Raw genomic sequence first — 25,576 nt, forward strand, 5'->3', positions numbered from 1 at the left:
CGGGTAGTGTGCCGTCCGGCTGCGGACGGACCCAGCCGTGGACCTTCAAAGGAGGTGAGACCCATTACCGCTGTACCGCTGTGTCAGCTCGGGTGCTCCCTCCTCGACAGCGACGCGGATCGCCGGCCGTAGGCGACCGCGGGGAGCGCCCCTCGGCTCCCGAAAGGCTTCCGCCGCACATGCCGTCTCCCTCACCCTCACCCGCCCTCCGCGATTCCGTCGTGGCCGCGCTGCGCGCCGCCGGCTGCGTCTTCGCCGAGGACGAGGCCGAGTTGATCCTCACCGCCGCCTCCGACCCGCATCACGTGGCCTCGATGGTGGAGCGCCGGGTGACCGGCCTGCCCCTCGAACTCGTCGTCGGCTGGGCGGAGTTCCGCGGCCTGCGCATCGCCGTGGCACCCGGCGTCTTCGTCCCCCGGCGCCGCACCGAGTTCCTGGTGGCGCAGGCGCTCGCCCAGGCCCCGGACGCGGCCGTGGTGGTCGACCTGTGCTGCGGTTCGGGAGCCGTGGGCGCCGCCCTGGCCGCCGGACTCGGCCCGGTCGAACTGCACGCCGCCGACATCGACCCCGCCGCCGTGCGCTGCGCCCGCCGCAATGTCGCCGGCCTCGGCGGACTGGTGCACCGAGGCGACCTCTTCGAGGCGCTGCCCGGCGCGCTGCGCGGCCGGGTCGACATCCTGGCCGCGAACGTCCCGTACGTGCCCAGCGGCGAGATCGGCCTGCTGCCCCCGGAGGCCCGCGACCACGAACCCCTGGTCGCCCTCGACGGCGGCGCCGACGGCCTCGACGTGCTCCGCAGGGTGGCCGAGGGCGCCCCCGACTGGCTCGCCCCCGGCGGCTGCCTCCTGACGGAGACCGGCCACCACCAGGCCCCCGCAGCGGTCGCCGCGTTCACCTCCGCCGGCCTGCGCACCCGGCTCGCCGTCTCGGAGGAGCAGCACGCGCACGTGGTGATCGGCGTCCGGCCGTGACGCCGTTGCGCCGGGTGGCTCAGCCGTCTGTCCTCGCGCGGGCGATCAGGAGGGCCACGTCGTCGAAGTTGTCGGGCTCGTGCAGGGTGCGCAGGAGGAGGTCGCAGACCTCCTCCAGGGGGCGGTCGGGGCCGTCCAGCAGGGTGAGGAGGCGGTCGAGACGTTCGTCGAGCGTGTGGCGCCTGGTCTCCACCAGACCGTCGGTGTAGAGGACCAGACGGTCGCCCGGTTCGAGGTCCACGGTGGTCGTGGAGAAGCCGACGCCGCCCACACCGAGTGGCACCCCGGTCGGCAGGTCCAGCAGCTCGGGGTCGCGGCCGGCCCGCACCCGCACCGGCGGCAGATGGCCGGCGTTGGCGATCAGGCAGCAGCCCTCACGGGGGTCGTGGACGACGTACACACAGGTGGCGATGGCCTGGTCGAGCCCGCCGGTGATGCGGTCGAGGTGCTCCAGCAGCACGGCCGGATCCAGGTCCAGGGCGGCCAGCGTGTTCGTCGCCGTGCGCAGCCGCCCCATCGTGGCCGCCGCCGTGATGCCGCTGCCCATGACGTCCCCCACCACCAGGGCCGTCTTGCCGTCGTCCAGCGGGATGACGTCGAACCAGTCCCCGCCGACCTCGCTGGTGGCGCCCGCCGGCTGGTAGCGGGAGGCGACCTCGAGACCGCCGGTGACCGGCGGATGGCTGGGCAGCAGGCTGCGCTGCAGGGTCAGCGCGGCGTCACGGGCGTTCTGGTACCAGCGGGCGTTGTCGATCTGTACGGCCGCCCGGGACGCCAGCTCCCGGGCCAGCAGCAGATCGTCCTCGTCGAACGGCAGCGGATTGCGGGTGCGCTTGAGATCGAGGGCGCCCAGCACCTCACCGCGCGCGATCAGCGGTACGGCCAGATACGAGTGCACCCCGGCCCGCCCCAGCAGTTCGGCCGCCTCCGGTGAGCGGGCGATCCGGGGCAGGTCCTCGTCCTTGACCTGCGGCACCATCACCGGCCGGGCGGTGCGCACGCACTCGGTGACCAGCCGGTCCGGGCCGTACCGGGCCACCTGACCGGGCGGGTCGGCCGCCCGCAGCGCGTCCGGCGCCTCGTCGGCCTGCACCGCCAGCGCCCGGATCACCGCCGACTCGGCGGGGCCCAGCGTGCTGCGCCGGCCCCGGACCACCGCGTCCAGCAGATCCACCGCCGCCACGTCGGCCAGCTCGGGCACCGCCACGTCGGCGAGCTCACGGGCCGTACGGTCCAGGTCGAGCGTGGTGCCGATCCGGGCGGTGGCGTCGGCGATCAGGCCGAGGCGGCGCCGCGCGGCCTCTGCCTCGATGCCCGCCCGGTACTGCTCGGTGACGTCGACCACCGACACGGCCACGCCCAGGACCGTGCCGAGCGCGTTCTCCAGCCGGTACAGCGACACCGACCAGGCGTGGTCCTCGTCCGGGTCGGCCGGCGTACGGCCGATCGCGGGCTGGTCGACGACCGGCTTCCCGGAGTCCAGGACCCGGCGCGCGGCGGTCTCGATGGCGTCGGCGTCCAGCAGCGGCAGCACCTCACGGACCGTACGGCCCAGATGCTCCTCCGCCGGGACCCCGTTGATCTGCTCCAGAGCCGGGTTGACCGAGGCGTAGCGCAGATTCGTGTCCAGCACGGCGAGCCCGATCGGGGACTGGGCGACGATCCGGGTGGACAGCGCCACGTCCCGCTCCAGTCGGCGCACGGTCGACTGGTCGACGGCGAGACCGAGTGCGTACACGTCCCCCCGGTCGTCCAGCAGCCGCATGTTGCGGAACTCCACCAGCCGGGTGGTGCCGTCCTTGCGCCGTATGGGGAAGGCCCCGGCCCAGCTCTGGCCGGTGCGCATCACGTCCGCGAACAGCTTCACGACGAGGTCCAGGTGCTGCTCGTGCACCATGATCCGGGCGGCGTACTGGCCCAGCGCCTCCTGGGCGCTGTACCCGAACAGCTCCTCGGCCTGCGGGCTCCACAGGACGACCCGTCCCTCGGTGTCCAGGACCACCGAGGCCACGCCCAGCACGTCGAGCAGCCCGCTGGGGCGCACCGGCCCGCGCGCCGGTCCGTCGCCCTCGACCAGGGGTGACCCGGCTGCACTCATCCCACGCCCCGCCTTCGCCGATCCTCACGGCCCGCTGTCACGGTGCCGACTCCCCTTGTTCTACCGCGCGCGGGGGCGAATTTCCGCCGCTCCTGCCGTCTGTTTCCACCTTCTCCCAACATGGCGGCGGGCGCCCCGCCGAAGCGGCACCGACCTCGGCACCCGCACGGTCCCACGCCCTCTCGTGCCCGGGGAAGGACCTGCCCGCGGGTAGTGCCGTCCGGCCGGTGGTGCTTTGCTGGGGGAGGGGCGGGGACACGAGAGGAGCGGTCACGATGGGCAGCGAGCAGACGCACCCGGAGACGGTCTCGGTCGAGATCAGCGGATGCAGCAAGCACGACGCTCGGATCGTGTTCGACACGCTGTGCGCGTGCTTCACGTCCGACCGGTGCGCCGACGACATCCCCGAGGAGTTCCACGAGACCCGGCCCACGGTGTGGCTGGGAACGTTCGACGTGGCCGACGCCCTCGAGGGCACCGCGCGGCCCGTCAAGCTGTCGGCCACGGTCGACGCCGATGTGCAGGGCGGCTACTGGGCGATCGACCGGTTCCGCACGACCCTGGACTCCCTGTTCACCGTGCACGACCTGAGCAAGGTCCCCGGTGACCAGGAGGAGGAGCTGCATCTGAGGCTCGAGAGCCGCTGACGGGCACCGCTGGAGGCATCTGTCCCTGTGCCCTCCGTCACCCTTTATGCAACTCGTTGCATAAAGGCGGGGGAGTCCTCTACAACAGAGGCACCACACCCGCGCACGGAGGGCCCGATGACCCGATACCCGCACCTGCTGTCGCCCCTCGACCTGGGCTTCACCACCCTGCCCAACCGGGTCCTCATGGGCTCCATGCACGTGGGTCTGGAGGAGGCCGAGGGCGGCTTCTCCCGCATGGCCGAGTTCTACGCGGCCCGCGCCCGCGGCGGCGTGGGCCTCATCGTCACCGGCGGCATCGCCCCCAACGACGAGGGCCGGCCCTACGAGGGCGGCGCCAGGCTCACCACCGAGGCGGAGGCCGAGCAGCACCGGGTCGTCACCGCCGCCGTCCACCGCGAGGGCGGACGCATCGCCCTGCAGATCCTGCACTTCGGCCGGTACGCCTACCACCGCGACCTGGTCGCCCCCAGCCCCCTCCAGGCGCCCATCAGCCCCTTCGAGCCCCGCGAGCTGACCGACGCCGAGGTCGAGCGCACCATCGACGACTACGCCCGCACCGCCCGCCTCGCCCGCGCGGCCGGCTACGACGGCGTGGAGATCATGGGCTCCGAGGGCTATCTGATCAACGAGTTCATCGCCCGGCAGACCAACCACCGCACCGACCGCTGGGGCGGCTCCTACGAGAACCGGATGCGCTTCCCCGTCGAGATCGTCCGCCGGGTGCGCGAGGCGGTCGGCGAGGACTTCATCGTCGTCTACCGGCTGTCCATGCTGGACCTCGTGCCCGGCGGCTCCACCCTCGACGAGGTGATCACGCTCGCCAAGGCCGTCGAGACCGCCGGCGCCACCATCATCAACACCGGCATCGGCTGGCACGAGGCCCGGATCCCCACGATCGCCACCTCCGTGCCGCGCGGCGCCTACACCTGGGTGACCAAGCGCCTCATGGGCGAGGTGTCGGTCCCGCTCGTCACCACCAACCGCATCAACACCCCCGAACTGGCCGAGCAGCTGCTCGCCGAGGGCTGCGCGGACATGGTGTCGATGGCCCGCCCGATGCTCGCCGACCCCGACTTCGTGGCCAAGGCCGCCGACGGCCGGCCCGAGGCGATCAACACCTGCATCGGCTGCAACCAGGCCTGCCTCGACCACACCTTCAGCGGGCAGATCACCTCCTGCCTGGTCAACCCGCGCGCCTGTCACGAGACCGAGCTGGTGCTCGCCCCGACCCGCCGCCGCAAGCGCGTCGCGGTCGTCGGCGCCGGACCGGCCGGGCTCGCCTGCGCGGTGAGCGCCGCCGAACGCGGCCACGACGTCACGCTGTTCGACGCGGCGAGCGAGATCGGCGGCCAGCTCAACGTCGCCCGCAAGGTCCCTGGCAAGCAGGAGTTCGACGAGACCCTGCGCTACTTCCGCACCCGGCTCGCCGAACTCGCCGTCGACGTACGCCTCGACACCCGCGTCACGCCCGCCGACGTCGCCGAGCACGACGAGATCGTCGTCGCCACCGGCGTCACCCCGCGGGTCCCCGACATCCCCGGCGTCGACCACCCGAGCGTCCTCGGTTACCTCGACGTGCTGCGGGACGGCGCCCCCGTCGGCGACCGCGTCGCGATCCTCGGCGCGGGCGGCATCGGCTTCGACGTCGCCGAGTTCCTCACCGACTCCGGCGACAAGGCCCACGAGAACCCCGAGACGTACTTCCGCCAGTGGGGCGTCGACCTCGACTACCGCGGCCCCGGCGGTCTCGCCGCACCCGAGCGGCCCGCCCCGCCGCGCACCGTGCACCTGCTCCAGCGCAAGACCTCCAAGGTCGGCGCCGGACTCGGCAAGACCACCGGCTGGATCCACCGCACCGAGCTCAAGCACCGCGGCGTCACCATGGTCCCGGGCGTGCGCTACGACCGGATCGACGACGCCGGACTGCACATCACCCTTGACGGCGAGAGCACCGTCCTGGAGGTCGACACCGTCGTCCTGTGCACCGGCCAGGAGCCGCGCCGCGACCTGTACGAGGAGCTGGTCGCCGCCGGCCGCCCGGTCCATCTGATCGGCGGGGCCGACGTCGCCGCCGAACTGGACGCCAAGCGCGCCATCAAGCAGGGCACCGAACTGGCGGCGGCGCTGTAGGGACCGGCGGCGGGAGGGGGCTGCGCGGCCCGTCCCTAGGATGAGCCTCATGTCACTCCCGCACGCGATCCTCACCGCCCTGCTCGAGAAGCCGTCGTCGGGGCTGGAGCTGACCCGCCGGTTCGACAAGTCGATCGGCTACTTCTGGTCGGCGACGCACCAGCAGATCTATCGCGAGCTGGGAAAACTGGAGGCCGAGGGCCTGATCCGGGCGCTGCCCGCCGAGCAGCCGGCCCGTGGGCAGAAGAAGTCCTACGAGGTGCTGCCGGCGGGCCGGGCCGAACTGGCCCGCTGGACCGCCGCGTCCCAGCCGCCGAGGCCGCACCGCGACCCGCTGCTGCTCCGGCTCAGGGCCGCGGCCGTGGTCGGCACGGACGGCCTCGCGGCCGATCTGCGCCGCCACCGCGAACTGCACGCACGGCAGTTGGCGGAATACCGGGAGATCGAGCAGCGCGACTTCCCGCCCGGCAGGGACGAGGCCGAGGACCGGCTGCGGCACCTGGTGCTCCGGGCCGGCATCGACCTGGAGACCTTCTGGACCCGGTGGCTCGACCACGCGCTCGCGGAGTTCGAGCGGCTGCCGGGCAGGACCACCGACGCTCACGCTGCCGAGGCGGAATGACGACGCCGGCCGCCCGACTGGAGCGCGTCGGAGCGGGCGGCCGGCGCCGGGTCACAGGCGGTGCGGCCGGCTGCGCCGGCGCAGGTACCAGGCCGTGCCGACGACTCCGGTGGCGACCAGCGCGCCGCCCGCCACGAGCGTCACCGTGCCGTAGTCGGTGGAGCTGCCGCCCACGCCGCCCATCACCCCGAGGGACGGTGAGGCGGTCGGGGTGGGGCTGGGCGCGGAGGAGACGACGACCGACTGGGTGCCCGCCGTGTTGCCGTTGGAGCACATGACGATCACCGTGTACGTGCCCGGGCTGACGTTGGACCAGGCCGCGGACTGTCCCGCGGAGGTCCCCGACAGCGCGACCTGGCGGCCCTGCGAGAAGGTCGCCTGACTGCTGGTGAGCAGCGAGGCGGTGCCCCAACTGCCGCCGACCTGGGTGCACGCCGTCGTGGTGACCGAGACGGTCGACCCGGCCGTGCTGACGGAGACGCCCGGACCCGCGGCGGCGGGCGGGGCGAGGGCGAGGGCCAGCGCGGCGGCGGCTGCCGCGGTCGGACCGGAGCGGATCACAGGCTTCGCGTAGCGCATGTCGACTGCCTTCCGGCGGCACGGCTGGCGGTACATCCCTTGCGCCGCCGAGGATCGGGGAACGCCCGTGCTGCCACGGGGCCAGCCAATGCGCACCCCGCGCGGCATGCACTCCGGCCGCCGCCGGGAAGGTGACACTGTCCGTCCTCCGGCCGATGCCCGGGCCGACGTCAGCGCGGCGTGCCGGTCCGCACGGTGCGCTCCGCCGAGAAGCCGCCCCAGGTGCCGTCCGGCAGCATCGCCCGGATCCGCACCCGGTGGCTCGCCCCCGGCTCCCGCCCCACGTAGAAGCTGTACCTCGCCCGGTCGCGCGGAGCCTCGCCGCCGAAGACGAGCGAGGTCACGGTGCGGCCGTCCAGCTGGATCTCGTACTCGGTGATCATCCCGTCCACCCGCGGCGGCACCCAGCTCAGATCGATGTAGTACGCCCCGTCCGAACGGTGCGTCCCGGCGCGGAACCCGGTGGGCGCGCTCGAGGTGCCGTCGTCGCGGCCCGGCGTGGTGACCCGGACCGCGGGGCCGGCGGGGGAGAGGTTGTCGGCGGCGTCCCGGGCCCGGACGGTGAAGGCGTAGCGGGTGCCCGGCCGCAGCCCCGTGACGACGGCGGCCGTCTGGCTCCCGCCGACGCTGTGGATCTTCGTGCCGCCCTGGTAGACGTCGTACGACACCACGCCGCGGTCGTCGGTCGCGGCGGACCAGGACAGCTGGACGGCTCGGCCGCCGGCCGGTTCGCCGCGCAGCCGTGCGGGCCGGGTGGGGGCGGAGCGGTCGGCCGCCGCGGCCGCGGGCGTCGTCGCCCGGACCTCGCGGCTGCGCGGGCCGAGCCGCCCGTCGGCGTCGCGCGCCCGCACGGTGAAGACATACGTGGTGGACGGCCGGAGCCTGGTGACATCAACCATGTGCTCGGAACCGGGGACCTCCTTGACCTTTGTGGTGCCCCGATACACCTCGTACCGGCTCACCTCGGCGTCAGCGGCGGCGATCGCGTTCCACATCACATGCACGCTGGTGGCGCTGCCGGCCTCGGCGGTGACGCCCGTCGGCGCAGCGGGCGGGCGACCGCCGTCCCCGCTCCCGGACCCGCCCCAGCCGCAGGAGGCGACCAGCAGGAGCAGGCCGCAGAGCGCGAGCCGACGGCACCGGGGCAGGGCAGGGGGAACGCCTCGCACGATTCAGCCTCCCGGGGCAGCACACGGGAACGGTCCGAGCAATGGTCCGGACCAATATGACGTGGGTGACGCGATCACATCAAGAGGCGGGTCGTGGGGGGCTGCGCCGCGATTACGTATGCTGGCGTCGTCACGGCTGAACTGCTCCTGTGCGCTGGGGAGTTCATGCCCGCGGCGCGGACACCGCTGTCGTCGCAGATCCCGCGCCGACGGGGTGGCCGGGCGGCCGGATCCGGCACGGACTCCAGGCCCCCGGCCGCCATCCGCGCCCGGTTCTCGCTGCCTCGTCCGGCCGTGTTGCGGTGGCCCCGGCCCGACTCCGGGATGAGATTGGCCCTGAAGTGCCGTCCTGTCCCCCAGTGAGAGGCCCCCTACGTGTCCCGTGTCCAGTCGATCGCTCTGGCCGTGGCCGGCGTCGCCCTGCTCGCCCCCACCGCACTGCACACCACCGCGTCCGGCCCGCACATCGAGCCCGTCGCGCTGTCCGAGGACGCGGTGACCGCCGCCGACCTGCTGGCCGAGGTGCGTGACTGCACCCGCGTCTCCGACGGCCGGTACCGCACCGACCAGGGCAAGCCCGCCACCGTCCCCGTGTGCGGAACCTCCGAGGCGGTCTTCTGGAAGGCCGACATGGACATCGACTGCGACGGGCGCCCCGGTACCCACTGCAACGCCCGCACCGATCCGTACTTCTCCGCCTCCACCGCCTTCGCGCAGTCCGACGGCCGCCCGCTGAGCTCGGAGAAGCTGCCCTTCGTCGTGGTGCCCGCGCCCAGCGCCCTGTGGGACTACCGGGCGCACGGCGTACGCGGCGGCTCCGTCGCGGCGGTCGTGTACGGCGACCGCGTGCAGTACGCGGTCGTCGGTGACACCGGCCCCACCGGCATCATCGGCGAGGCGTCCTACGCGACGGCGAAGGCACTCGGCATCGACCCGGACCCCCAGGGCGGCGGCACACCCGCAGGAGTCACCTACATCGTGTTCAAGAACAGCCGGGTGACCCCCATCGAGGACCGCGGTGCCGCGGAGGCGACCGGCGAGCGCCTGGCCCGCGCCTTCGTGAACGCCGACTGAGCCGAACGCCCACACCGCGACTCCCCGCACCTGTGGCCGTCCGGCACTCGACGCCGCACACCGTTCGGCACCCGGCCGCCGCGCAGGGTCTCGGTGCAGCGCGGGTCTGGGCGTGACGCCGGCCCAGACCGTCGGCGCCCGGCCGCCCAGCAGGTCTCCGGGCTGCCCGGGTCTCGGCATGACGCCTGCGGCGGCCCTCGGCGCCCGGCCGCCGCGCACGGTCCGGCGCGCTGTCGCCCCAGAGCCCCTGCCCGGCGCTCCTCGCCGCCCCTCACACCACCGATCGCCGCCCCTACACCTTCCGATACGAGTACGCCTCCGCAGCAGCCGCCTCCACCGCCGCCAGGTCCGCTCCCGTCGCCGCCGTCACCACCGCGGCGACCGCGCCCTCCACGAAGGGCGCGTCCACCAGGCGGGTGCGGTCGGGGAGTTCGTCGCCCTCGGCGAGCAGGGCCTTCACGGTGAGGACCGCGCTGCCCAGATCGGTCAGTACGGCCACTCCCGCCCCGCGGTCGACGGACGCGGCCGCCGCGGCGATCAGCTCGGCGCTCGTGCCCAGTTCACCGGCCTCGGTGCCGCCCGCCGGTGCCACCGGCACGGCCGTACCGGCACCCGAGAGCCCCTTCGCGAGCTCCGCCACCGACGCGGCCACCTGTGCGCTGTGCGACACCAGTACGATCCCCACCAGCTTCTCGTCACTCACCGCCGGCCTCCGACGCGTCGACCAGGGCGGCGATCAGCAGCGCCGCCGAGGTGGCCCCGGGATCCTGATGTCCGATGCTGCGCTCGCCCAGATAACTCGCCCTGCCCTTGCGCGCCTGCAACGGCGTCGTGCCGACGGCACCCTCCTCCGCGGCCTCGCGCGCCGCCGTGAAGGAGTCGCCGAGCGCGTCCACCGCGGGCACCAGCGCGTCGATCATCGTCTTGTCCCCCGGCGCCGCACCCCCGAGCTGCATCACCGCGTCCACCCCGGCGCGCAGCGCCTCGGCCAGCTGCTCCTCGCCGACCTCTCCGGCGTCCCCGAGCGCCTTGCCGGTACGGCGCAGCAGCGTCCCGTACAGCGGGCCGGACGCGCCGCCCACGGTCGAGATCAGCAGCCGCCCGGCCTGGGTCAGCACCGCACCGGGCGTGGCGGGCGGCTCCTTCTCCAGCGCCTGACGGACCGCGCTGAACCCGCGCTGGAGATTGGTGCCGTGATCGGCGTCGCCGATGGGCGAGTCGAGGGCGGTGAGCCGTTCCGCCTCGCGGTCCACGGATGCGGCGGTGATCGCCATCCAGCGGCGGAAGAAATGGACGTCGAGCACGGGAACTCCTCGCGTGGTAGATGGGCCGGCTACGTGTGATCCGATGATCCCGGCCCCGTTCACATGCCCCAGCGCAGCCCCGGCGTGCGCACCGGCGCGTCCCACAGCCGCAGCAGCTCCTCGTCGATCTCGCACAGGGTGACCGACGCCCCCGCCATGTCCAGGGACGTGACGTAGTTGCCGACCAGGACCCGCGCGACCGGGACGCCCCGCTCGGAGAGCACCCGCTGCACCTCGGCGTTGAAGCCGTACAGCTCCAGCAGTGGCGTCGCGCCCATGCCGTTGACGAGGACCAGCACCGGGTTGCGCGGGGTGACATCGTCCAGGATGGCCGCGACGGCCACGTCGGCGATCTCGCCCGACGTCATCATCGGCCGCCGTTCCCGGCCGGGCTCACCGTGGATGCCGATGCCCAACTCCAGCTCGCCGGCAGGCAGATCGAAGGTGGGGGTGCCCTTGGCGGGGGTGGTGCAGGCGCTGAGCGCCACACCGAAGCTGCGGGAGCTCTCGTTCACCTGCCGGGCGATCGCCTCCACCCGCTCCAGCGACTGCCCCTCCTCCGCCGCGGCACCCGCGATCTTCTCCACGAACAGCGTCGCGCCGGTGCCGCGCCGGCCCGCCGTGTACAGGCTGTCGGTCACCGCCACGTCGTCGTTGACCAGTACCTTCGCCACCTGGATGCCCTCGTCCTCGGCGAGCTCGGCGGCCATGTCGAAGTTCAGCACGTCACCGGTGTAGTTCTTCACGATGAACAGCACCCCGGCCCCGCTGTTCACGGCCGCCGCCGCCCGCACCATCTGGTCGGGCACGGGGGAGGTGAACACCTCGCCGGGACAGGCAGCCGAGAGCATCCCCGGCCCGACGAAGCCGCCGTGCAGCGGTTCGTGCCCGGAGCCTCCGCCGGAGACCAGGCCCACCTTCCCGGCCACGGGCGCGTCGCGTCGTACGACCACCCGGTTCTCCACGTCGACCGCCAGCTCCGGGTGGGCCGCCGCCATCCCGCGCAGCGCGTCCGCGACCACGGTCTCCGGGACGTTGATGAGCATCCTCATGGGTACCTCCGAGTTACGTCAGCAGGCAGTGCCCTGGCCTGTGTCTTCTTCGCCGGACTGGTTGACGGGTCATCAGGCGGGCGGGAGCTGCGGCAGCCCGTCCCACGCCAAGTATCGGTGGGCGGCCCGCGTCGGGCACCCCTTGGGGAGCGCGAGTCCGGGGCGCGGGTACACGGTCGGCCGTGCGGGACCGGCAAGATTGCAGACTCTGCATTTTTGCGTACTATGCAATACGTGAAGGAGAGGGTGGCCGCGGAAGGCGGCTGGCGAGAGCGCAAGAAGCGCGCCACGCGTGCGGCGCTCGTCGAGGCGGCGGTGCGGATGGCCGCACAGCACGGGGTCGAGCACGTCACCGTCGACGCGATCAGCGAGGCGGCGGGTGTCTCGGCACGCACCTTCTTCAACTACTTCGACTCCCGCGACGACGTCTTCGTGATGGTCGGCGCGGAGTCGAGTGCCCGGGTCCGCGGCGCCGTGCTCGACGCGCCGGGCGAGCTGTCGCCGCTCGAGGCGCTGCGCGACGCCATCGCGCTGGAGCTGCAGGAGATCGAGCAGCAACACGAGCTGTGGCGCCTGCACGCCGAGGTGCTGCGCCGGTCCCCGGACCTCCTGGCGCGCAGCATCGGCGCCCACATGGCGGACGAGCTCCATCTGGCCGAGGCGGTCGCCGAGCGGATCGGCGCCGGCTCGCCCCTGTTCTCCGGCGATCGTGCCGAGTGCACGGCGGCCGAGGCCGAGCAGCGACGGCGGGCGCTCGGGCTGTACCCGCGGCTGGTCGCCGCCGTCGCCGTCTCGGCCGTCCGGGTCGCGGTCGAGCACTGGTGCGTCCGCCAGGACGAGGCCGCCTTCGACGACGTGTTCCGAGAGGTGTTCGACCACCTGGCGGCCGGACTGTCCGAGCCGCCGCGGCCCGCCGACTCCGGGCGCCGCTGACCGACTCCCCAGCCGCCCGTACCCCTTCCCACCGGTACGCCGGGTCGTGCCCCGTGCCGCATTTCGAAAGAGACGATGTGACTCCACCCGTGGCGCAAGAGGCGCCCCCGACCTCCATGTCCAACCGGCAGATACTCCAGGCCATGTCCGGGCTGATGGCGGGCATGTTCGTCGCCATCCTCGCCGGGACCGTGGTCTCCAACGCACTGCCCCGGATCATCGCCGACCTCGAGGCCAGTCAGTCCTCCTACACCTGGGTCGTCACCGCCGAACTGCTGGCCATGACGGCCACCGTGCCCCTGTGGGGCAAGCTCGCCGACCTCTACAACCAGAAGCTGCTGCTCCAGCTCTCCCTCGGCATGTTCGTGGTCGGCTCACTGCTCGCGGGCTTCTCCCACGACGTGGGTCTGCTGATCTTCAGCCGGGTCGCCCAGGGCATCGGCGCGGGCGGCCTCACGGCCCTGGCGCAGGTGGTGATGGCGGCCATCATCCCGCCGCGCAGGCTCGGCAAGTACGCCGGGATCTTCGGCGCCGTCTTCGCCGTCGGCACCGTGGCCGGGCCGCTCATCGGCGGGGTCCTGGTGGACACCTCCTGGCTGGGCTGGCGCTGGTGCTTCTTCATCGGCGTACCGTTCGCGCTGCTGGCCATCGTGCTGCTGCAGCGCACGCTGAAGCTGCCCACGGTCCGCCGCGAAGCGAAGATCGACTTCCTGGGCGCCTTCCTCATCGTCGCGGGCGTCTGCGCGCTGCTCATCTGGGTCTCCCTGGCCGGCAACCAGTTCGACTGGGCGTCCTGGCAGACCGCCGTCCTGGTCGCCGGCGGCGTGCTGCTCCTGGCGGCCGCGGTCTACGTCGAGTCGCGGGTCGCCGAGCCGATCATTCCGCTGGGCATCTTCCGCAACCGCACCGTGTCGCTGACCACGCTCGCCAGCCTGCTGGTCGGTGTGGCCATGTTCGGCGGCACCGTGTTCCTCTCCCAGTACTTCCAGGTGTCCCTGGGCAAGTCCCCCACGGTCGCGGGCCTGATGAGCCTGCCCATGATCCTGGGCCTGCTCGTCTCCTCCACGATCGCCGGCCAGCTCATCAGCGTCACCGGCCGCTGGAAGATCTACCTCGGCATCGGCGCCGTCGCCATGACGGTCGGCCTCGGCCTGCTCTCCACCATCGGCGCCGACACGCACTTCGGCCTGCTCAGCCTCTACATGGCGGTCATGGGGATCGGCGTCGGCATGCTGATGCAGAACCTGGTGCTCGCCGCGCAGAACGACGTGCCGGCCTCCGAACTCGGCGCCGCGACCTCGGTGTTGTCCTTCTTCCGCAGTATGGGCGGCACCATCGGCACCAGCGTGCTCGGCGCGATCCTGGCCAATCGGGTCGCCACCGAGATGGCCGAGGGGCTGCGGCAGGCAGGTGTGCCCGCCGGTTCCGGCCAGGCCGCGGGTCACGGCGTGCCGGACATGACCACGCTGCCGGCACCGATGCGGGACGTCGTGGAGCACGCGTACGGCGTCGCCACCGCGGAGCTGTTCCTGGTCGCCACGCCGTTCGCGCTGCTCGCCCTCGTCGCGGTCCTGTTCATCAAGGAGAAGCCGCTGAAGGACACGAGCGGCATGGAGCGCCTGGCCCAGGAGTCCGACGCCGCCGCACAGGCGCCGGCGGCGCCGGTCGGCTGATCCGAGGCGCACCTCCCGGGGGACGGCCGGCCTCCGTCCCCCGGGAGCCGACCGGCCCGCCCGTCCGTCGTCCGCCGCGGCCGGGACACCCGGCCCGGTGCCCGCGAGCCCCGCCGCGGACCGGGCCCCTCTCGGTGCCTGAGCCGTCAGGCCGGGAAACACCTGCCCGTAATCTGTACATTTGTCGCCAAGGCGGGAAGCTGTCGGCCGGGCCGATGGCCACCACGCTGAACGCGAACCTCGCGGGCGAGGACCATATGTTCGACTTGAGCGCGCCGATCGTGACCACGTTCGTCCTGTACGCGGTCGCCATGGTCGCAACAGGCGTCTGGGCCTACACCCGCACGCGTCGCTTCACCGACTTCGCGCTCGGCGGGCGCAGGCTCCGCCCGCTCGTCGCCGGTCTGTCCGCCGGGGCCAGCGACATGTCCGGCTGGCTGTTCCTGGCTCTTCCCGGGGCGGTCTACGCGGCAGGCACGGGCTACGTCTGGATCGCCGTCGGCCTGGCGGTCGGCACCTATCTGAACTGGCTGTTCGTCGCGCCGAGGCTGCGCACCTACACCGAGCACGCCGAGAACGCCGTGAGCCTGTCGGCGTATCTGGAGGAGCGGTTCGAGGACCGCACCCGGATGCTCAGGCTGGTCTCGGCGGCGGTCACCCTGGTCTTCTTCACCGTCTACGTCGGCAGTGGCCTGGTGGCGGGCGGGGTGCTGTTCGAGACGATCTTCGACCTGCCCTTCGAGGTGGGCGCCACCCTGACCGCCCTGCTGATCGTCGTCTACTCGGGCCTGGGCGGCTTCCTCGCGGTCAGCATGACCCACGTCATGCAGGCCTCGCTCATGCTCCTCGCGCTCGTCGTGCTCCCCGCGACGGCCATCGCCTCCCTCGGCGGCTTCGGCCCCATGGGCGACGCCCTCGACCGCAGGGAGCCGGGCCTGCGCGAGCCGGGCAGCCGGGTGATCTACGGGGGCGGGGAGTGGACGGCCGGCGGGAGTCTCGGCGCCGTGGCGATCGTCTCGCTGCTCGCCTGGGGCCTCGGCTACTTCGGCCAGCCGCACATCCTGGCCCGCTTCATGGGCATCCGCAGCAGCCAGGACGTACCCGCCGCCCGCCGTATCGGGACCGGCTGGGTCGTCGTCGTCCTCACCGGCGCCACGCTCGTGGGCCTCGCGGGCATCGGGGAGCTCGGTGCACCGCTCACCGACCCCGAGACGGTGTTCATCGCACTGTGCCGGACCCTGCTCGACCCCTGGGTGGCCGGGGTGCTGCTGGTCGCCGTACTGGCCGCCGTCATCTCCACCGCGGACAGCCAGCTGCTGGTGTCGTCCATCGCCCTGACGGAGGACTTCTACCGCGCATTCCTCAACCGGCGCGCCTCCGACGCCGCCCTGGTGTGGATCGGGCGCGCCGCCGTCGTCGCGGTGATCCTGGTGGCCCTGGTGATCGCGCTGCGCGGCGACGGAGTGCTGAGCATCGTCGCCTACGCCTGGGCGGGCTTCGGTGCCGCCTTCGGACCGGTCGTCGTGCTGTCCCTCTACTGGCCGCGCATGACCTGGGCGGGCGCGATGGCCGGGATCGTGTCGGGGGCCGGCACCGTACTGGCGTGGGAGTGGATCAACCCGCTGCTCGGACCGCTCGAGTCCGGCATCTACGAGATGGTGCCGGGCGTGCTCGTGGCCACGGCCGCCGCCCTGCTGTTCGGCCGGTACGTGGGACGGCCGCCGAAGCGGGCGTTCTGGCGGATGCCGGGAGGCGGCCAGCTGATGGTCGCCCCCTTCCTCACGCACGCCCCGGTCGGCATGGCCGTCCTCGACACCGACCTGCGGTACGTCTGGGTGAACGAGCCGCTGGACCGCATGATCCCCCGTGAGGAGCGGCTCGGCCGGCTGGTGAGGGAGGTGCTGCCGCCGGAGGAGTCCGAGCCCTTCGAGGACAGGATGCGCGCGGTCCTGCGCACCGGCGAACCCGTGATGGACTTCGAGTTCCGCGGCACCGAGACCAGCCCCGCCCCCGGGCGTGCGCTCTCCGTCTCCTTCTTCGGGATGAAGGACCGCCACGACCGCAACGTCGGCATCCTCTACATGGTCCTCGACGTCACCGAGCGCCGCCGCGCCCAGGAACGCCTGGCCCTGCTCAACGACGCCGGCGCGCGTATCGGCAGCACGCTGAACGTGACCCGGACCGCGCAGGAACTGGCCGAGGTCGCCGTGCCGTCCATCGCCGACTTCGTCGCCGTCGACCTGCTGGAGTCCGTCATGCGGGGCGAGGAACCGGCCCCCGGACCGGTCGGCCTGGCTCCGGTCATCCGCCGGGCGGGCCAGCACTCGGCGCGTGAGGGCTGCCCGGAGGCCAGCCTGGCCGTGGGGGAGGCGGTCCGGCGGGCCCCCTCCTCACCGGTGACCCGGTGCCTGCTCGACAGCAAGACGCTCGTGGAGCGCACCCTGGACCGTGCCGCCAGCCCCTGGGTGACCGAGGACGAGACACTCGGGGCGTCCATCCTGCGGTCCGACTTCCGCTCGTTGATGGTGGTCCCCGTGCGAGCGCGCGGCGTCACCCTGGGCGTGGCGACCTTCGCCCGGTCGAGGCGCCTGGGTCCCTTCGAGGAGGACGACGTGCGGCTCGCCGAGGAGATCGTCTCCCGCGCGGCGCTGTGCGTCGACAACGCCCGCCGCTTCACCCGCGAGCGCACCGCCGCCCGCGCCATGCAGCGCGCCCTGCTGCCGCAGGCGCTGGCGGGCGGGTCAGCCCTGGAGGTGGCGTCCTGGTACCAGCCGGCCGACGCGCCCAGCGGGGTGGGCGGCGACTGGTTCGACGTGATCCCGCTGTCCGGGGCCCGGGTCGCCCTGGTCGTCGGGGACGTCGTCGGACACGGCATGAACGCGGCGGCGACGATGGGACGACTGCGCACCGCGGTGCGCACCCTCGCCAACCTGGACCTCTCCCCGGACGAACTCCTCGCCCACCTCGACGACCTCGTCATCGGCCTCATGGACCCGCACGGCGACCGGGAGCCGACCTCCGCCGAGGACATCGCCACGGGCACCGCCTTCCTCGGCGCCACCTGTCTGTACGCCGTGTACGACCCGGTCAGCGGGCGGTGCACGCTGGCGCGGGCCGGCCACCTGCCGCCGGTGGTCGTCGACGCGGGCGGCATCCCCGAGGTCCTGGACCTGCCCGCCGGCCCGCCCCTCGGCCTCGGCTACCTCCCCTTCGAGTCCGCCGAGGTGGAGCTGGGCGAGGGCAGCCTCATCGCCTTCTACACCGACGGGCTCGTCGAGACGTTCGACCGCGACATCGACGCGGGGATCGCCCGGCTCGGGGCGGCACTCGCCGTGCCCGGGCCCTCCCTGGAGGAGATCGGCCGGGGGGTGGTCGACGCGCTGCTCACGGGCCCGCCGCCGGACGACGCCGCCCTGCTCCTTGCCCGCACCCGGATCCTGACCCCGGACCAGGTGGTCTCCTGGGACCTGCCCAGCGACCCGGCCGCGGTCGCCGACGCCCGCAACGCCGCCGGCCGGCACCTGGCGGACTGGGGCCTGGACCATCTGGCCTTCACCACGGAGCTCATCGTCAGCGAACTGGTCACCAACGCCATCCGCCATGCCGCGGGACCGGTCTCCCTGCGCCTGATCCGCGACCGCAGCCTCATCGTCGAGGTCTCCGACGCCAGCAGCACCTCGCCCCGCCTGCGCCACGCCCGTACCACCGACGAGGGTGGCCGCGGCCTGCTGATCGTCGCCCAGCTGGCCCGCCGCTGGGGCACCCGTTACACCCCGACCGGCAAGATCATCTGGGCGGAGCAGGGGCTGACGGCCGAGGTGTAGCGCGGTGCGGTCACGCAGGTCCGTCGTGCGGCCGGCGCAGCCCTGCGATCAGCAGGTCCACGAGGCGGCGTGCGTCGTAGCGGGGGTCGCTGTCCGCCCCGACGCAGAGGTTGCCGACGCCGCGCAGAAGCTCGTACGCGTCGATGCCGGGGCGGATCTCGCCGGCGGCGGATGCGGCGTCGAGCAGCTCGGCGCACACGGGCACGAGGCGGTCGAGGAAGTAGGAGTGCAGCGTCTCGAAGCCCGTGCTGTCGGCCTGGAGCACGGCGGCGAGGCCGTGCTTGGTGACCAGGAAGTCCACGAAGAGGTCGATCCACCGCCCCAGTGCGGCGTGCGGGGAAGGGCTGGTGGCCAGCAGGTCCGGCCCGGCCTCGGCGCAGGCGTCGACCTGGTGCCGGTAGACGGCGATGATGAGGTCCGCTCGCGTCGGGAAGTGACGGTAGATCGTGCCCAGCCCGACGCCGGCCTCGGCCGCGATGTCGCGCACCGGCGCGTGGACACCTGAGGTGACGAAGACCGCGGCGGCCGCGTCGAGCAGCGCCTCCTTGTTGCGGCGGGCGTCCTTCCTCCTGGACGGGGCCGACTTCCCCGGACTCTCGTCGCTGTCCTTCACCGTGCTCCCTTCACACGTCCCTTGCCAAAGCGGAACAGTGTTCCGTATTGTTCCGGAACACGGTTCCGTTTGCTCATGATGTCAGAGCCGGGACCCGGTACCAAGCCATGCCGTGCACCACGCTTCGCTCGCCATGAGGAGACGCAGCCATGCAGTACCGCACCCTGGGCCGCACCGGCGTACAGGTCAGCACCCTCGCGCTCGGCGCGATGAACTTCGGGAGGATCGGCCGCACCACGCAGGAGGAGGCCACCGCCATCGTCGACGCCGCCCTGGAGGCGGGGATCAACCTGATCGACACCGCCGACATGTACGGCGAGGGCGAGTCGGAGGAGATGGTCGGCAAGGCCGTCGCGGGCCGCCGCGACGACCTCGTCCTGGCCACGAAGGCGACCATGCCGATGGGCGAGGAGCGCAATCACCGGGGCAGCTCGCGCCGCTGGCTGGTCACCGCGCTGGACGACAGCCTGCGCCGGCTCGGCGTCGACCACGTCGACCTCTACCAGATCCACCGCTGGGACCCGGACACCAGCGACGAGGAGACCCTGTCGGCCCTGACGGACCTTCAGCGCGCCGGAAAGATCCGCTACTTCGGCTCCTCCACCTTCCCGGCCTACCGCATCGTGCAGGCCCAGTGGGCCGCCCGCGAGCATCACCTGAGCCGTTACGTCACCGAACAGCCCAGCTATTCCATACTGCAGCGCGGCATCGAGGCCCATGTCCTGCCCGTGGCCGAGGAGTACGGGCTCGGAGTGCTGGCGTGGAGCCCGCTGGCGTCGGGCTGGCTGTCGGGCGCCGTCCGCAAGGGCCGGGAGATCAGCACCAACCGCTCGACGTTCATGCCGGAACGCTTCGACACCACCATCCCCGCCAACCGGGCCCGGCTGGAGGCCGTCGAGCAACTGGCCACGGTCGCCGATGAGTCCGGCCTGACCATGGTCCAGCTCGCACTCGGCTTCGTGACCGCGCACCCCGGCGTGACCAGCGCGCTCATCGGCCCGCGCACCCTGGACCACCTGCACGCGCAGCTCGCCGCCGCGGACCTCACGCTGTCCGCGGACGTCCTCGACGCGATCGACGCCGTCGTCACGCCCGGCACCGACCTAGCGGCGCACGAGAAGTACGACACCCCGCCCGCGCTCCTCGACCCCTCACTGCGCCGCCGCTGACCGTCCGTGTGGCGGGGGTCGCGGCGGGCGCACACCACCGATGTCCGGTTATCGCCGGTCCACGGTAAATGCCTGGACTGTGGGTATCCAGTGACGGGACACTTCCGGTTTCCGACCTCCGGGAGTGTGATGGGGACTTCAGACACGCGAGAGCCGGCGCCGGCCAGGGGCGCGGTCGTCCTGGCGCTGCGCCGCTACGGCCGGGAGCTGCTGCGCCTGCGGCGCTGGGCCCTGCCCGCGCTGCTGCTGCCGGCCGTGGGCAACATCGGCATCCGTTACGTCGCCCCCCTGCTGATCGCCAAACTCGCAGGCCAGGCCGCCGGCGACGGTGGTCTCACCCTCGCCTCGGCACTGCCGTACGTCCTGGGCTTCGGCGCGACGCTGCTCCTCGCCGAGGGCGTGTGGCGGATCGGGCAGCACTGCCTGAATCGCGTGGACGCCCTCGGCATGGAGCACCTGTACGTCAACGGCATGGACGAACTGCTCGCCAAGGACGCGGCGTTCTTCCACGACAACTTCGCCGGATCGCTGACCAAACGGGTCCTCAGCTTCGGCAGGCGCTTCGAGGACTTCGTCGACACGATGACCTACCGGATCGTGGGCAGCCTCGTCCCTCTGGTGTTCGGTGCCGTGGTGCTGTGGCGCTACGAACCGATGCTCGTCGTCGGCCTGCTGGTGATGATCGCGCTGACCGTGGTGGCCGCGACCCCTGTGATCCGCCGCCGTCAGCGGCTCGTCAACGAGCGCGAGGCGGCGATCGCCCGGGTCTCCGGGCACGTCGCCGACAGCCTCATGAACATGGAGACCATCCGGGCGTTCGCGGCCGAGCGGCGGGAGGCCGACGAGCACCGCCGCCGCGTCGCGGACTCCCGGCGCCTGACGCTGAGGTCGTGGGACTACGGCAACCTGCGCGTCGACACCCTGATCGCCCCCATGTCCGTGCTGACCAATGTGCTGGGCCTGATGGTCGCCATCGCCTTCGGCGGTCCGGGTCAGGGAGTGGAGCAGATCGTGGTCGCCTTCACCTACTACTCCAACGCGACCCAGATCATGTTCGAGTTCAACCAGATCTACCGGCGGCTGGAGAGCTCGATGACCGAGGCCGCGCAGTTCACGGAGCTGCTGCTGGACCCGCCCACCGTGCTCGACCCGGCGGAACCCGAACCGCTCGCCCCACGGGACACCGGCGTCCGCTTCGAGGCGGTGACCTTCGCCCACGCGGGCGCGAAGCCGATCTTCCAGGGGCTCGACCTGGACGTGCCCGCAGGCGCACGGGTCGGCCTGGTCGGCAGGTCCGGCGGCGGCAAGACCACCCTCACCCGGCTCCTGCTGCGGATGTCGGACATCGACGCCGGACGCATCCTGATCGGCGGTCAGGACATCAGCAGGCTGCGCCAGAGGGACCTGCGCTCACTGATCGCCTACGTCCCGCAGGAACCCGCGATGTTCCACCGCAGCCTGCGGGACAACATCGCCTTCGCCCGGCCCGGCGCCACCGACGAGGAGATCCGCGCGGCGGCAGCCGCCGCGCACGTCACGGAGTTCGCCGAACAACTCCCCGACGGCTTCGCCACCCTGGTGGGGGAGCGGGGCGTGAAACTGTCCGGCGGCCAGCGCCAACGCGTCGCCCTCGCCCGGGCGGTGCTGCGTGACGCCCCGATCCTGCTGCTCGACGAGGCGACCAGCGCGCTGGACTCGGAGAGCGAGATCCTCGTCCAGGACGCCCTGTGGCGGCTGATGGACGGACGTACGGCCCTCGTCGTCGCCCACCGGCTGAGCACCGTCGCCGGCATGGACCAGCTCGTCGTCCTGGACCGCGGAAACGTCGTCGAACAGGGCACGCACGGCGAACTGCTCGCCGCGGACGGTGCCTACGCCCGGCTGTGGCAGCACCAGTCCGGCGGCTTCCTCGGCGAGAACCCCGAGCCGGCTCCCGCACCCGCCCCGCCGGCAGCCGGGCTCACCGGGCTGCCCGAACCGGCTGAACGAGTACCGGACGGGGCGGCGCATCCGTCGTCGCCCCACACTCCGACGCGCACCGGGTCCACGCCATGACCTCCGGCTGCGGCCGCATCGGGGCGGCGGCTGTTTCCTGAGGCCCGGAGCCGGCCGGCCCGCACGCGCCGCGGCGGCGGTCCGGCCGGGGCTCACCGCCCCACCGGATCACCGTCGGCACCGTCGCCGCGGACGCGCAGGGTCAGGTGGCCGCCGTGATGCAGCGGCGTGCTCAGCCGGGGACGCGCCGCCTCGTGGCCGGTCTCCGCGTCGACGATGTGCACCTCGCCGTGGCCGCCCCGGGTGACGGCTACCCAGTCCGAGCCCGGTGAGGCGGCCACCGCCCGGCGTTGGACGCCCTCCCACGGGGTGCCGCCGCGACGCGGAGCGCCGTCCATGGCGGGCAGGGGGAAGCGGCGGACGACGCCGTCCGCGCCCAGCAGGATCAGCTCGTCGCCGTCGGGATGGACACGGGTGAAGGCGGTGTGGCGCCGGGCGAGGGCCAGCCGGAAGACGAGTCCGGGACCGAGGTCGGTGAGCAGCGTGCGGCCTGTTCCCAGATCGTGGTGCCACGCCTGGTTGGTCCACTCCGGCCAGCGCAGCGGGTCGGGGTCACCGCCGCGCAGCGTGCTCCACAGCGCCTGCCGCCGGGGGTCGAGCCGGAGGTACCAGCCCCGGGCGGGCGATCCCCACGGTACGACCGCCTCGGCGGCGAGTGCGTCGCCCTTCCGCCGGGCCCGGTGCACTCCCTCGCCCGTGGCCGCGAACACGTGGCCGATGCCGGGTGCCTGTGCGTCCCCGTGTCCGTCGTCGGGCAGCGGCAGGACCGCGTGAGGGGTGACCGGAGGGCAGCCGGGCGGAGCCGCGAGGAGGTCCGCGAACCGGTGGACGGCCAGCGCACCGGGCTCCCGGTGCCGCAGCACGACCAGCGGGTCACCGCCGCCCAGCACGGTCACCCCCGGTTCGCCGACGCGGGTGCGGACCCGCGCGGCCTCCCCGGTGGCCAGGTCGACGACCGTCAGCAGGTCCGACCACGGTTCGCCGTTCTTGCCGAGGCCGGTGGTCACGGCCAGTCGGCGGCCGGACGGGTCGCAGGCGAGATGCTCGGCCGGCACGGCGACCGGGATCGCACGTTCCACGAGCTTCTCCGCGAAGGGATCGAGCACCAGCAGTTCCCCGCGACGGTCGTCGACACAGGCCACCCGCCCTCCCGGCAGCGCCAGGGACCCTGCGTGCTCGGAGAGATGACGCCCGGTGAGGCGTCCCACGACGGCGCCGTCCGGCACGGCCAGCACGTGTACGGATCCGGCCACGTGGTCGGAGACGAGCAGAACGGGGGTGGCAGCGGGCATGGGTTCCTCCGGCAGGGGTCAACTGAAAACGATTATCATGTATCTTCAGGGCGTTCCCGTACCTGAGAAGAGAAGAAGCGAGGGCATCGTGCTGCGCTCACCGTCGAGACTCGCCCGCATTTGGATCACCGCAGCGGCGGTCGGCTCCGTCCTGGTCGGCTGCGGCTCGTCCTCCGAGGAACCCGCGAGCGACAAGGCCAGGCCCGCGGCGAAGACGGACGTGACCGTCGAACCCATCAAGGCGTCCACCGAGTTGACCGACACGAACGGCGTCAAGGTCTCCCTGAAGAAGCAACCCGAGCGGATCGTCTGCCTGTTCGCCCTGTGCGACGACATCCTCACGGAACTGGGCATCGCGCCGACGGCCACCAACAGCGCGCTGCTGGCCCACCCCGACTTCCTGGGGGAGAAGAAGGCCGAGGAGGTCGACGTGATCCCCGGTGGCTTCATCGCCCCGGAAGTGGAGGCGATCCTCTCCCACAAGCCCGATCTCGTCATCGGCCTGGGGGACACCCACGGCAAGCTCGCCCCGGCGCTCAAGGGCGCCACCACGTTCTGGGCCATGCAGCCCGAGACGTGGGAGGACAGCGTGGGCTACCTGCGCGACGTCGCCGCGCTCACCGGGCGCACCGCCGAGGGGGAGAAGGCCGAGAGGGCCTTCCGGACGAAGCTCGCCGCGGCCGAGAAGTCCCGCAGCGAGAAGACCGCGCTCATCATCTACGGCAGTGACGAGAACTTCGGCGTCGCGACGCCGGAGGGCGACGTGGCCGCCAGCCTGTTCCCCAAGATCGCCGACTATCCGTGGAAGTCCCGTGGCGTGGAAGGCAGTTACAGCCTCGAAGAGATCCTCGCCCAGGACGTCGACGTGCTGTTCGTCGAGACCATGAGCTTCGGCGACGCGGACGGCAAGCTGTCGGAGAAGCTGGCCGAGAACCCCCTGTGGGGCAAGATCCCGGCGGTGAAGAACGGTGACGTCCACGAGGTGAACTCAGAGGTGTGGGCCAAGGGGCGCGGCACTCGTTCGCTGGGCCTCGTCCTCGACGAGGCCACGGCCGCGCTGCGGTGAGGACGTCCCTCTCGGGGCCCGCCGCGGCCGATCGCGCCGCGGCGGGCGGACAGCGGCCGTCGCGCGGTCCGCGGAGGGGGCAACCGCTCCTGGTGGTCGTCCTGCTGGCGGCCTCCGCGGTCTGCACCCTCAGTCTCGGCACCCCCTACGTCCCCCCGCACCGGCTGGTCGCGGCGGTGCTGGACGGGGACACCACACTCGCCGGGATCGTCGTGACCGAACTCCGCGTGCCCCGCCTGCTGCTGGCGCTGGTCGCCGGCGCCTGTCTGGGCGCGGCCGGACTGGTGCTCCAGGAGGCGCTGCGCAATCCCCTGGCGGTGCCGGAGATGCTGGGGGTGTCGTCCGGGGCCGCGCTCGGGGTGGCCACGCCGCTGGTGCTGACCCTCGCCCTGCCGGCCGCCGTGCAGCCGCTGCTGGCCATCGGCGGCGCCGCGCTCGGCGGTGGGCTCACGCTGCTCGTCGCCGGGCTCGGCCGCAGTCCCTCCGCGGTGCTGCTGACCGGCGCGGCGGTGGCTGCGGCGTTGCAGGCCGCGCTGCTCGTGCTGATGGTCATGGCCGATCAGCTCGACCTCCAGCTGATCTACCGCTACCTGCTCGGCTCACTCTCCGCCCGCACCTGGGACGACGTGACGGGCCTGTGGCCGTGGCTGTTGGTCGCGGTGCCCGCCCTCGTGCTGTGCGCGCCGGTGCTGTCGGTGCTGCGGCTGGGCGACGAGGACGCCGAGGCGCTGGGCGTGCGCGCCCAGCGGGCACGGCTGGCGGCGCTGGCCATCGCCGTGGTGCTGATCGCCCCGGTGACGGCGGTGTGCGGGCCCGTGGCGTGGGTGGGTTTCCTCGCCCCGCACCTCGCCCGGTGGTTCGATCCCGCGGCGGGGGCGGTGCGCTGGCTCCCGTGGTCCGCGGCCTGGGGCGCCGTCGTCGTGCTGGTGGCCGATGTCCCGGCCAGGCTGGCGCTGGCGCCTGTGGAGACGCCCGCCGGTGCCTGGACGGCCCTGCTGGGGGTGCCGGCCGGTGTCGCGCTGATGCGCTCGGGCGGCCGCCGCCGGACGCCCCGGCGCGGGACGGCTGCTTCGGTCGTGCCGGGTGAGCGGGTGTCCGAGTCGGCTGCTTCGGTCGTGTCGGGTGAGCGGGTGTCCGAGTCGGCTGCTTCGGTTGCGTCGGGTGAGCGGGTGTCCGAGTCGGCTGCTTCGGTCGCGTCGGGCGAGCAGGTGCCCGGATCTGCCGCTTCCGCCACGCGGGCCGATCAGGTGCCCGGACCGGCTGCTTCGGCCGCGCCGCGCGGGCCGTTGCCCGGACCGCGGA

At 72.9% G+C, this 25,576-nt stretch carries 19 protein-coding genes and 1 pseudogene; 12 read left to right on the plus strand and 8 right to left on the minus strand.

The features are described 5' to 3' along the window. Positions 1 to 179 precede the first annotated feature (179 nt). Positions 180 to 971, plus strand: a complete 792-nt coding sequence (locus AB0412_RS05480; RefSeq protein ID WP_366401155.1) for a putative protein N(5)-glutamine methyltransferase — start codon at positions 180 to 182, stop codon at positions 969 to 971. Between the two features lie 19 nt (positions 972 to 990). Here AB0412_RS05480 and AB0412_RS05485 read toward each other — a convergent pair whose 3' ends face one another. Beyond that, a complete protein-coding gene (locus tag AB0412_RS05485; protein WP_366401156.1) occupies positions 991 to 3,069 on the minus strand; it encodes a SpoIIE family protein phosphatase in 2,079 nt (692 codons plus the stop codon). A 275-nt stretch (positions 3,070 to 3,344) separates the two neighbouring features. Here AB0412_RS05485 and AB0412_RS05490 point away from each other — a divergent pair, with 275 nt between their 5' ends. The 3 genes from AB0412_RS05490 (at position 3,345) to AB0412_RS05500 (ending at position 6,471) form a co-directional block, all read left to right on the plus strand. Next, entirely contained in the window at positions 3,345 to 3,716 is a 372-nt protein-coding gene (locus AB0412_RS05490) for a hypothetical protein (protein ID WP_366401157.1), read from the plus strand. Between the two features lie 117 nt (positions 3,717 to 3,833). Continuing rightward, a complete protein-coding gene (locus tag AB0412_RS05495) occupies positions 3,834 to 5,849 on the plus strand; it encodes an NADPH-dependent 2,4-dienoyl-CoA reductase (protein ID WP_366401158.1) in 2,016 nt (671 codons plus the stop codon). A gap of 49 nt (positions 5,850 to 5,898) precedes the next feature. Continuing rightward, complete coding sequence (locus AB0412_RS05500) at positions 5,899 to 6,471, plus strand: PadR family transcriptional regulator (RefSeq protein WP_366401159.1); 573 nt, start codon at positions 5,899 to 5,901, stop codon at positions 6,469 to 6,471. A 51-nt stretch (positions 6,472 to 6,522) separates the two neighbouring features. On the opposite strand, the gene AB0412_RS05505 is transcribed toward AB0412_RS05500, so the two are convergent. Then, complete coding sequence (locus AB0412_RS05505) at positions 6,523 to 7,050, minus strand: hypothetical protein (protein ID WP_366401160.1); 528 nt, start codon at positions 7,048 to 7,050, stop codon at positions 6,523 to 6,525. Positions 7,051 to 7,220: 170 nt separating this feature from the next. Continuing rightward, positions 7,221 to 8,219 carry a fibronectin type III domain-containing protein gene (locus AB0412_RS05510; protein ID WP_366401161.1) on the minus strand — a complete coding sequence of 333 codons (999 nt, stop codon included), beginning with the start codon at positions 8,217 to 8,219 and terminating at the stop codon, positions 7,221 to 7,223. Between the two features lie 375 nt (positions 8,220 to 8,594). On the opposite strand from AB0412_RS05510, the gene AB0412_RS05515 reads away from it, so the two are divergent. Next, positions 8,595 to 9,293: a glycoside hydrolase family 75 protein gene (locus AB0412_RS05515; protein ID WP_366401162.1), complete on the plus strand. Its 699-nt coding sequence runs from the start codon at positions 8,595 to 8,597 to the stop codon at positions 9,291 to 9,293. A gap of 292 nt (positions 9,294 to 9,585) precedes the next feature. On the opposite strand, the gene AB0412_RS05520 is transcribed toward AB0412_RS05515, so the two are convergent. From AB0412_RS05520 to dhaK, 3 genes are read right to left on the minus strand one after another with little or no spacing between them, the layout of a single operon-like run. Next, positions 9,586 to 9,996: a PTS fructose transporter subunit IIA gene (locus AB0412_RS05520; protein WP_366401163.1), complete on the minus strand. Its 411-nt coding sequence runs from the start codon at positions 9,994 to 9,996 to the stop codon at positions 9,586 to 9,588. Then, on the minus strand, positions 9,989 to 10,597 hold the full coding sequence (gene dhaL, locus AB0412_RS05525; protein WP_366401164.1) for a dihydroxyacetone kinase subunit DhaL: 609 nt from the start codon (positions 10,595 to 10,597) through the stop codon (positions 9,989 to 9,991). Before dhaL ends, AB0412_RS05520 begins: the two co-directional genes overlap by 8 nt. A 59-nt stretch (positions 10,598 to 10,656) precedes the next feature. Next, positions 10,657 to 11,649: a dihydroxyacetone kinase subunit DhaK gene (gene dhaK, locus AB0412_RS05530; protein WP_366401165.1), complete on the minus strand. Its 993-nt coding sequence runs from the start codon at positions 11,647 to 11,649 to the stop codon at positions 10,657 to 10,659. Positions 11,650 to 11,874: 225 nt separating this feature from the next. On the opposite strand from dhaK, the gene AB0412_RS05535 reads away from it, so the two are divergent. The 3 genes from AB0412_RS05535 (at position 11,875) to putP (ending at position 18,079) form a co-directional block, all read left to right on the plus strand. Continuing rightward, complete coding sequence (locus AB0412_RS05535; protein ID WP_366401500.1) at positions 11,875 to 12,582, plus strand: TetR family transcriptional regulator; 708 nt, start codon at positions 11,875 to 11,877, stop codon at positions 12,580 to 12,582. Positions 12,583 to 12,698: 116 nt separating this feature from the next. Beyond that, positions 12,699 to 14,255: an MDR family MFS transporter gene (locus tag AB0412_RS05540; RefSeq protein ID WP_366401501.1), complete on the plus strand. Its 1,557-nt coding sequence runs from the start codon at positions 12,699 to 12,701 to the stop codon at positions 14,253 to 14,255. A 215-nt stretch (positions 14,256 to 14,470) separates the two neighbouring features. Next, positions 14,471 to 18,079, plus strand: coding sequence for a sodium/proline symporter PutP (putP, locus tag AB0412_RS05545; protein WP_366401166.1), 3,609 nt, complete (start codon positions 14,471 to 14,473; stop codon positions 18,077 to 18,079). 10 nt (positions 18,080 to 18,089) lie between these two features. Here putP and AB0412_RS05550 read toward each other — a convergent pair whose 3' ends face one another. After that, complete coding sequence (locus AB0412_RS05550; protein ID WP_366401167.1) at positions 18,090 to 18,692, minus strand: TetR/AcrR family transcriptional regulator; 603 nt, start codon at positions 18,690 to 18,692, stop codon at positions 18,090 to 18,092. 149 nt (positions 18,693 to 18,841) lie between these two features. Between AB0412_RS05550 and AB0412_RS05555 the strand changes: the two genes are divergently transcribed. Together AB0412_RS05555 and AB0412_RS05560 are read left to right on the plus strand one after the other, a co-directional pair. Further along, positions 18,842 to 19,861 carry an aldo/keto reductase gene (locus AB0412_RS05555; protein ID WP_366401168.1) on the plus strand — a complete coding sequence of 340 codons (1,020 nt, stop codon included), beginning with the start codon at positions 18,842 to 18,844 and terminating at the stop codon, positions 19,859 to 19,861. Between the two features lie 129 nt (positions 19,862 to 19,990). Next, complete coding sequence (locus AB0412_RS05560; RefSeq protein ID WP_366401169.1) at positions 19,991 to 21,916, plus strand: ABC transporter ATP-binding protein; 1,926 nt, start codon at positions 19,991 to 19,993, stop codon at positions 21,914 to 21,916. 92 nt (positions 21,917 to 22,008) lie between these two features. Here the strand turns inward: AB0412_RS05560 and AB0412_RS05565 are convergent, their stop codons facing one another. Then, positions 22,009 to 23,208, minus strand: a complete 1,200-nt coding sequence (locus AB0412_RS05565) for a hypothetical protein (protein ID WP_366401170.1) — start codon at positions 23,206 to 23,208, stop codon at positions 22,009 to 22,011. An 88-nt stretch (positions 23,209 to 23,296) separates the two neighbouring features. Here AB0412_RS05565 and AB0412_RS05570 point away from each other — a divergent pair, with 88 nt between their 5' ends. Both AB0412_RS05570 and AB0412_RS05575 read left to right on the plus strand, forming a co-directional pair. Continuing rightward, entirely contained in the window at positions 23,297 to 24,274 is a 978-nt protein-coding gene (locus tag AB0412_RS05570; protein ID WP_366401171.1) for an ABC transporter substrate-binding protein, read from the plus strand. 104 nt (positions 24,275 to 24,378) lie between these two features. After that, positions 24,379 to 25,317 (plus strand): annotated as a pseudogene (locus AB0412_RS05575) (iron ABC transporter permease); the annotation flags it as partial. Positions 25,318 to 25,576: the final 259 nt, after the last annotated feature.

This window comes from Streptomyces sp. NPDC052012 (assembly GCF_040689265.1).
Taxonomy (GTDB): domain Bacteria; phylum Actinomycetota; class Actinomycetes; order Streptomycetales; family Streptomycetaceae; genus Streptomyces.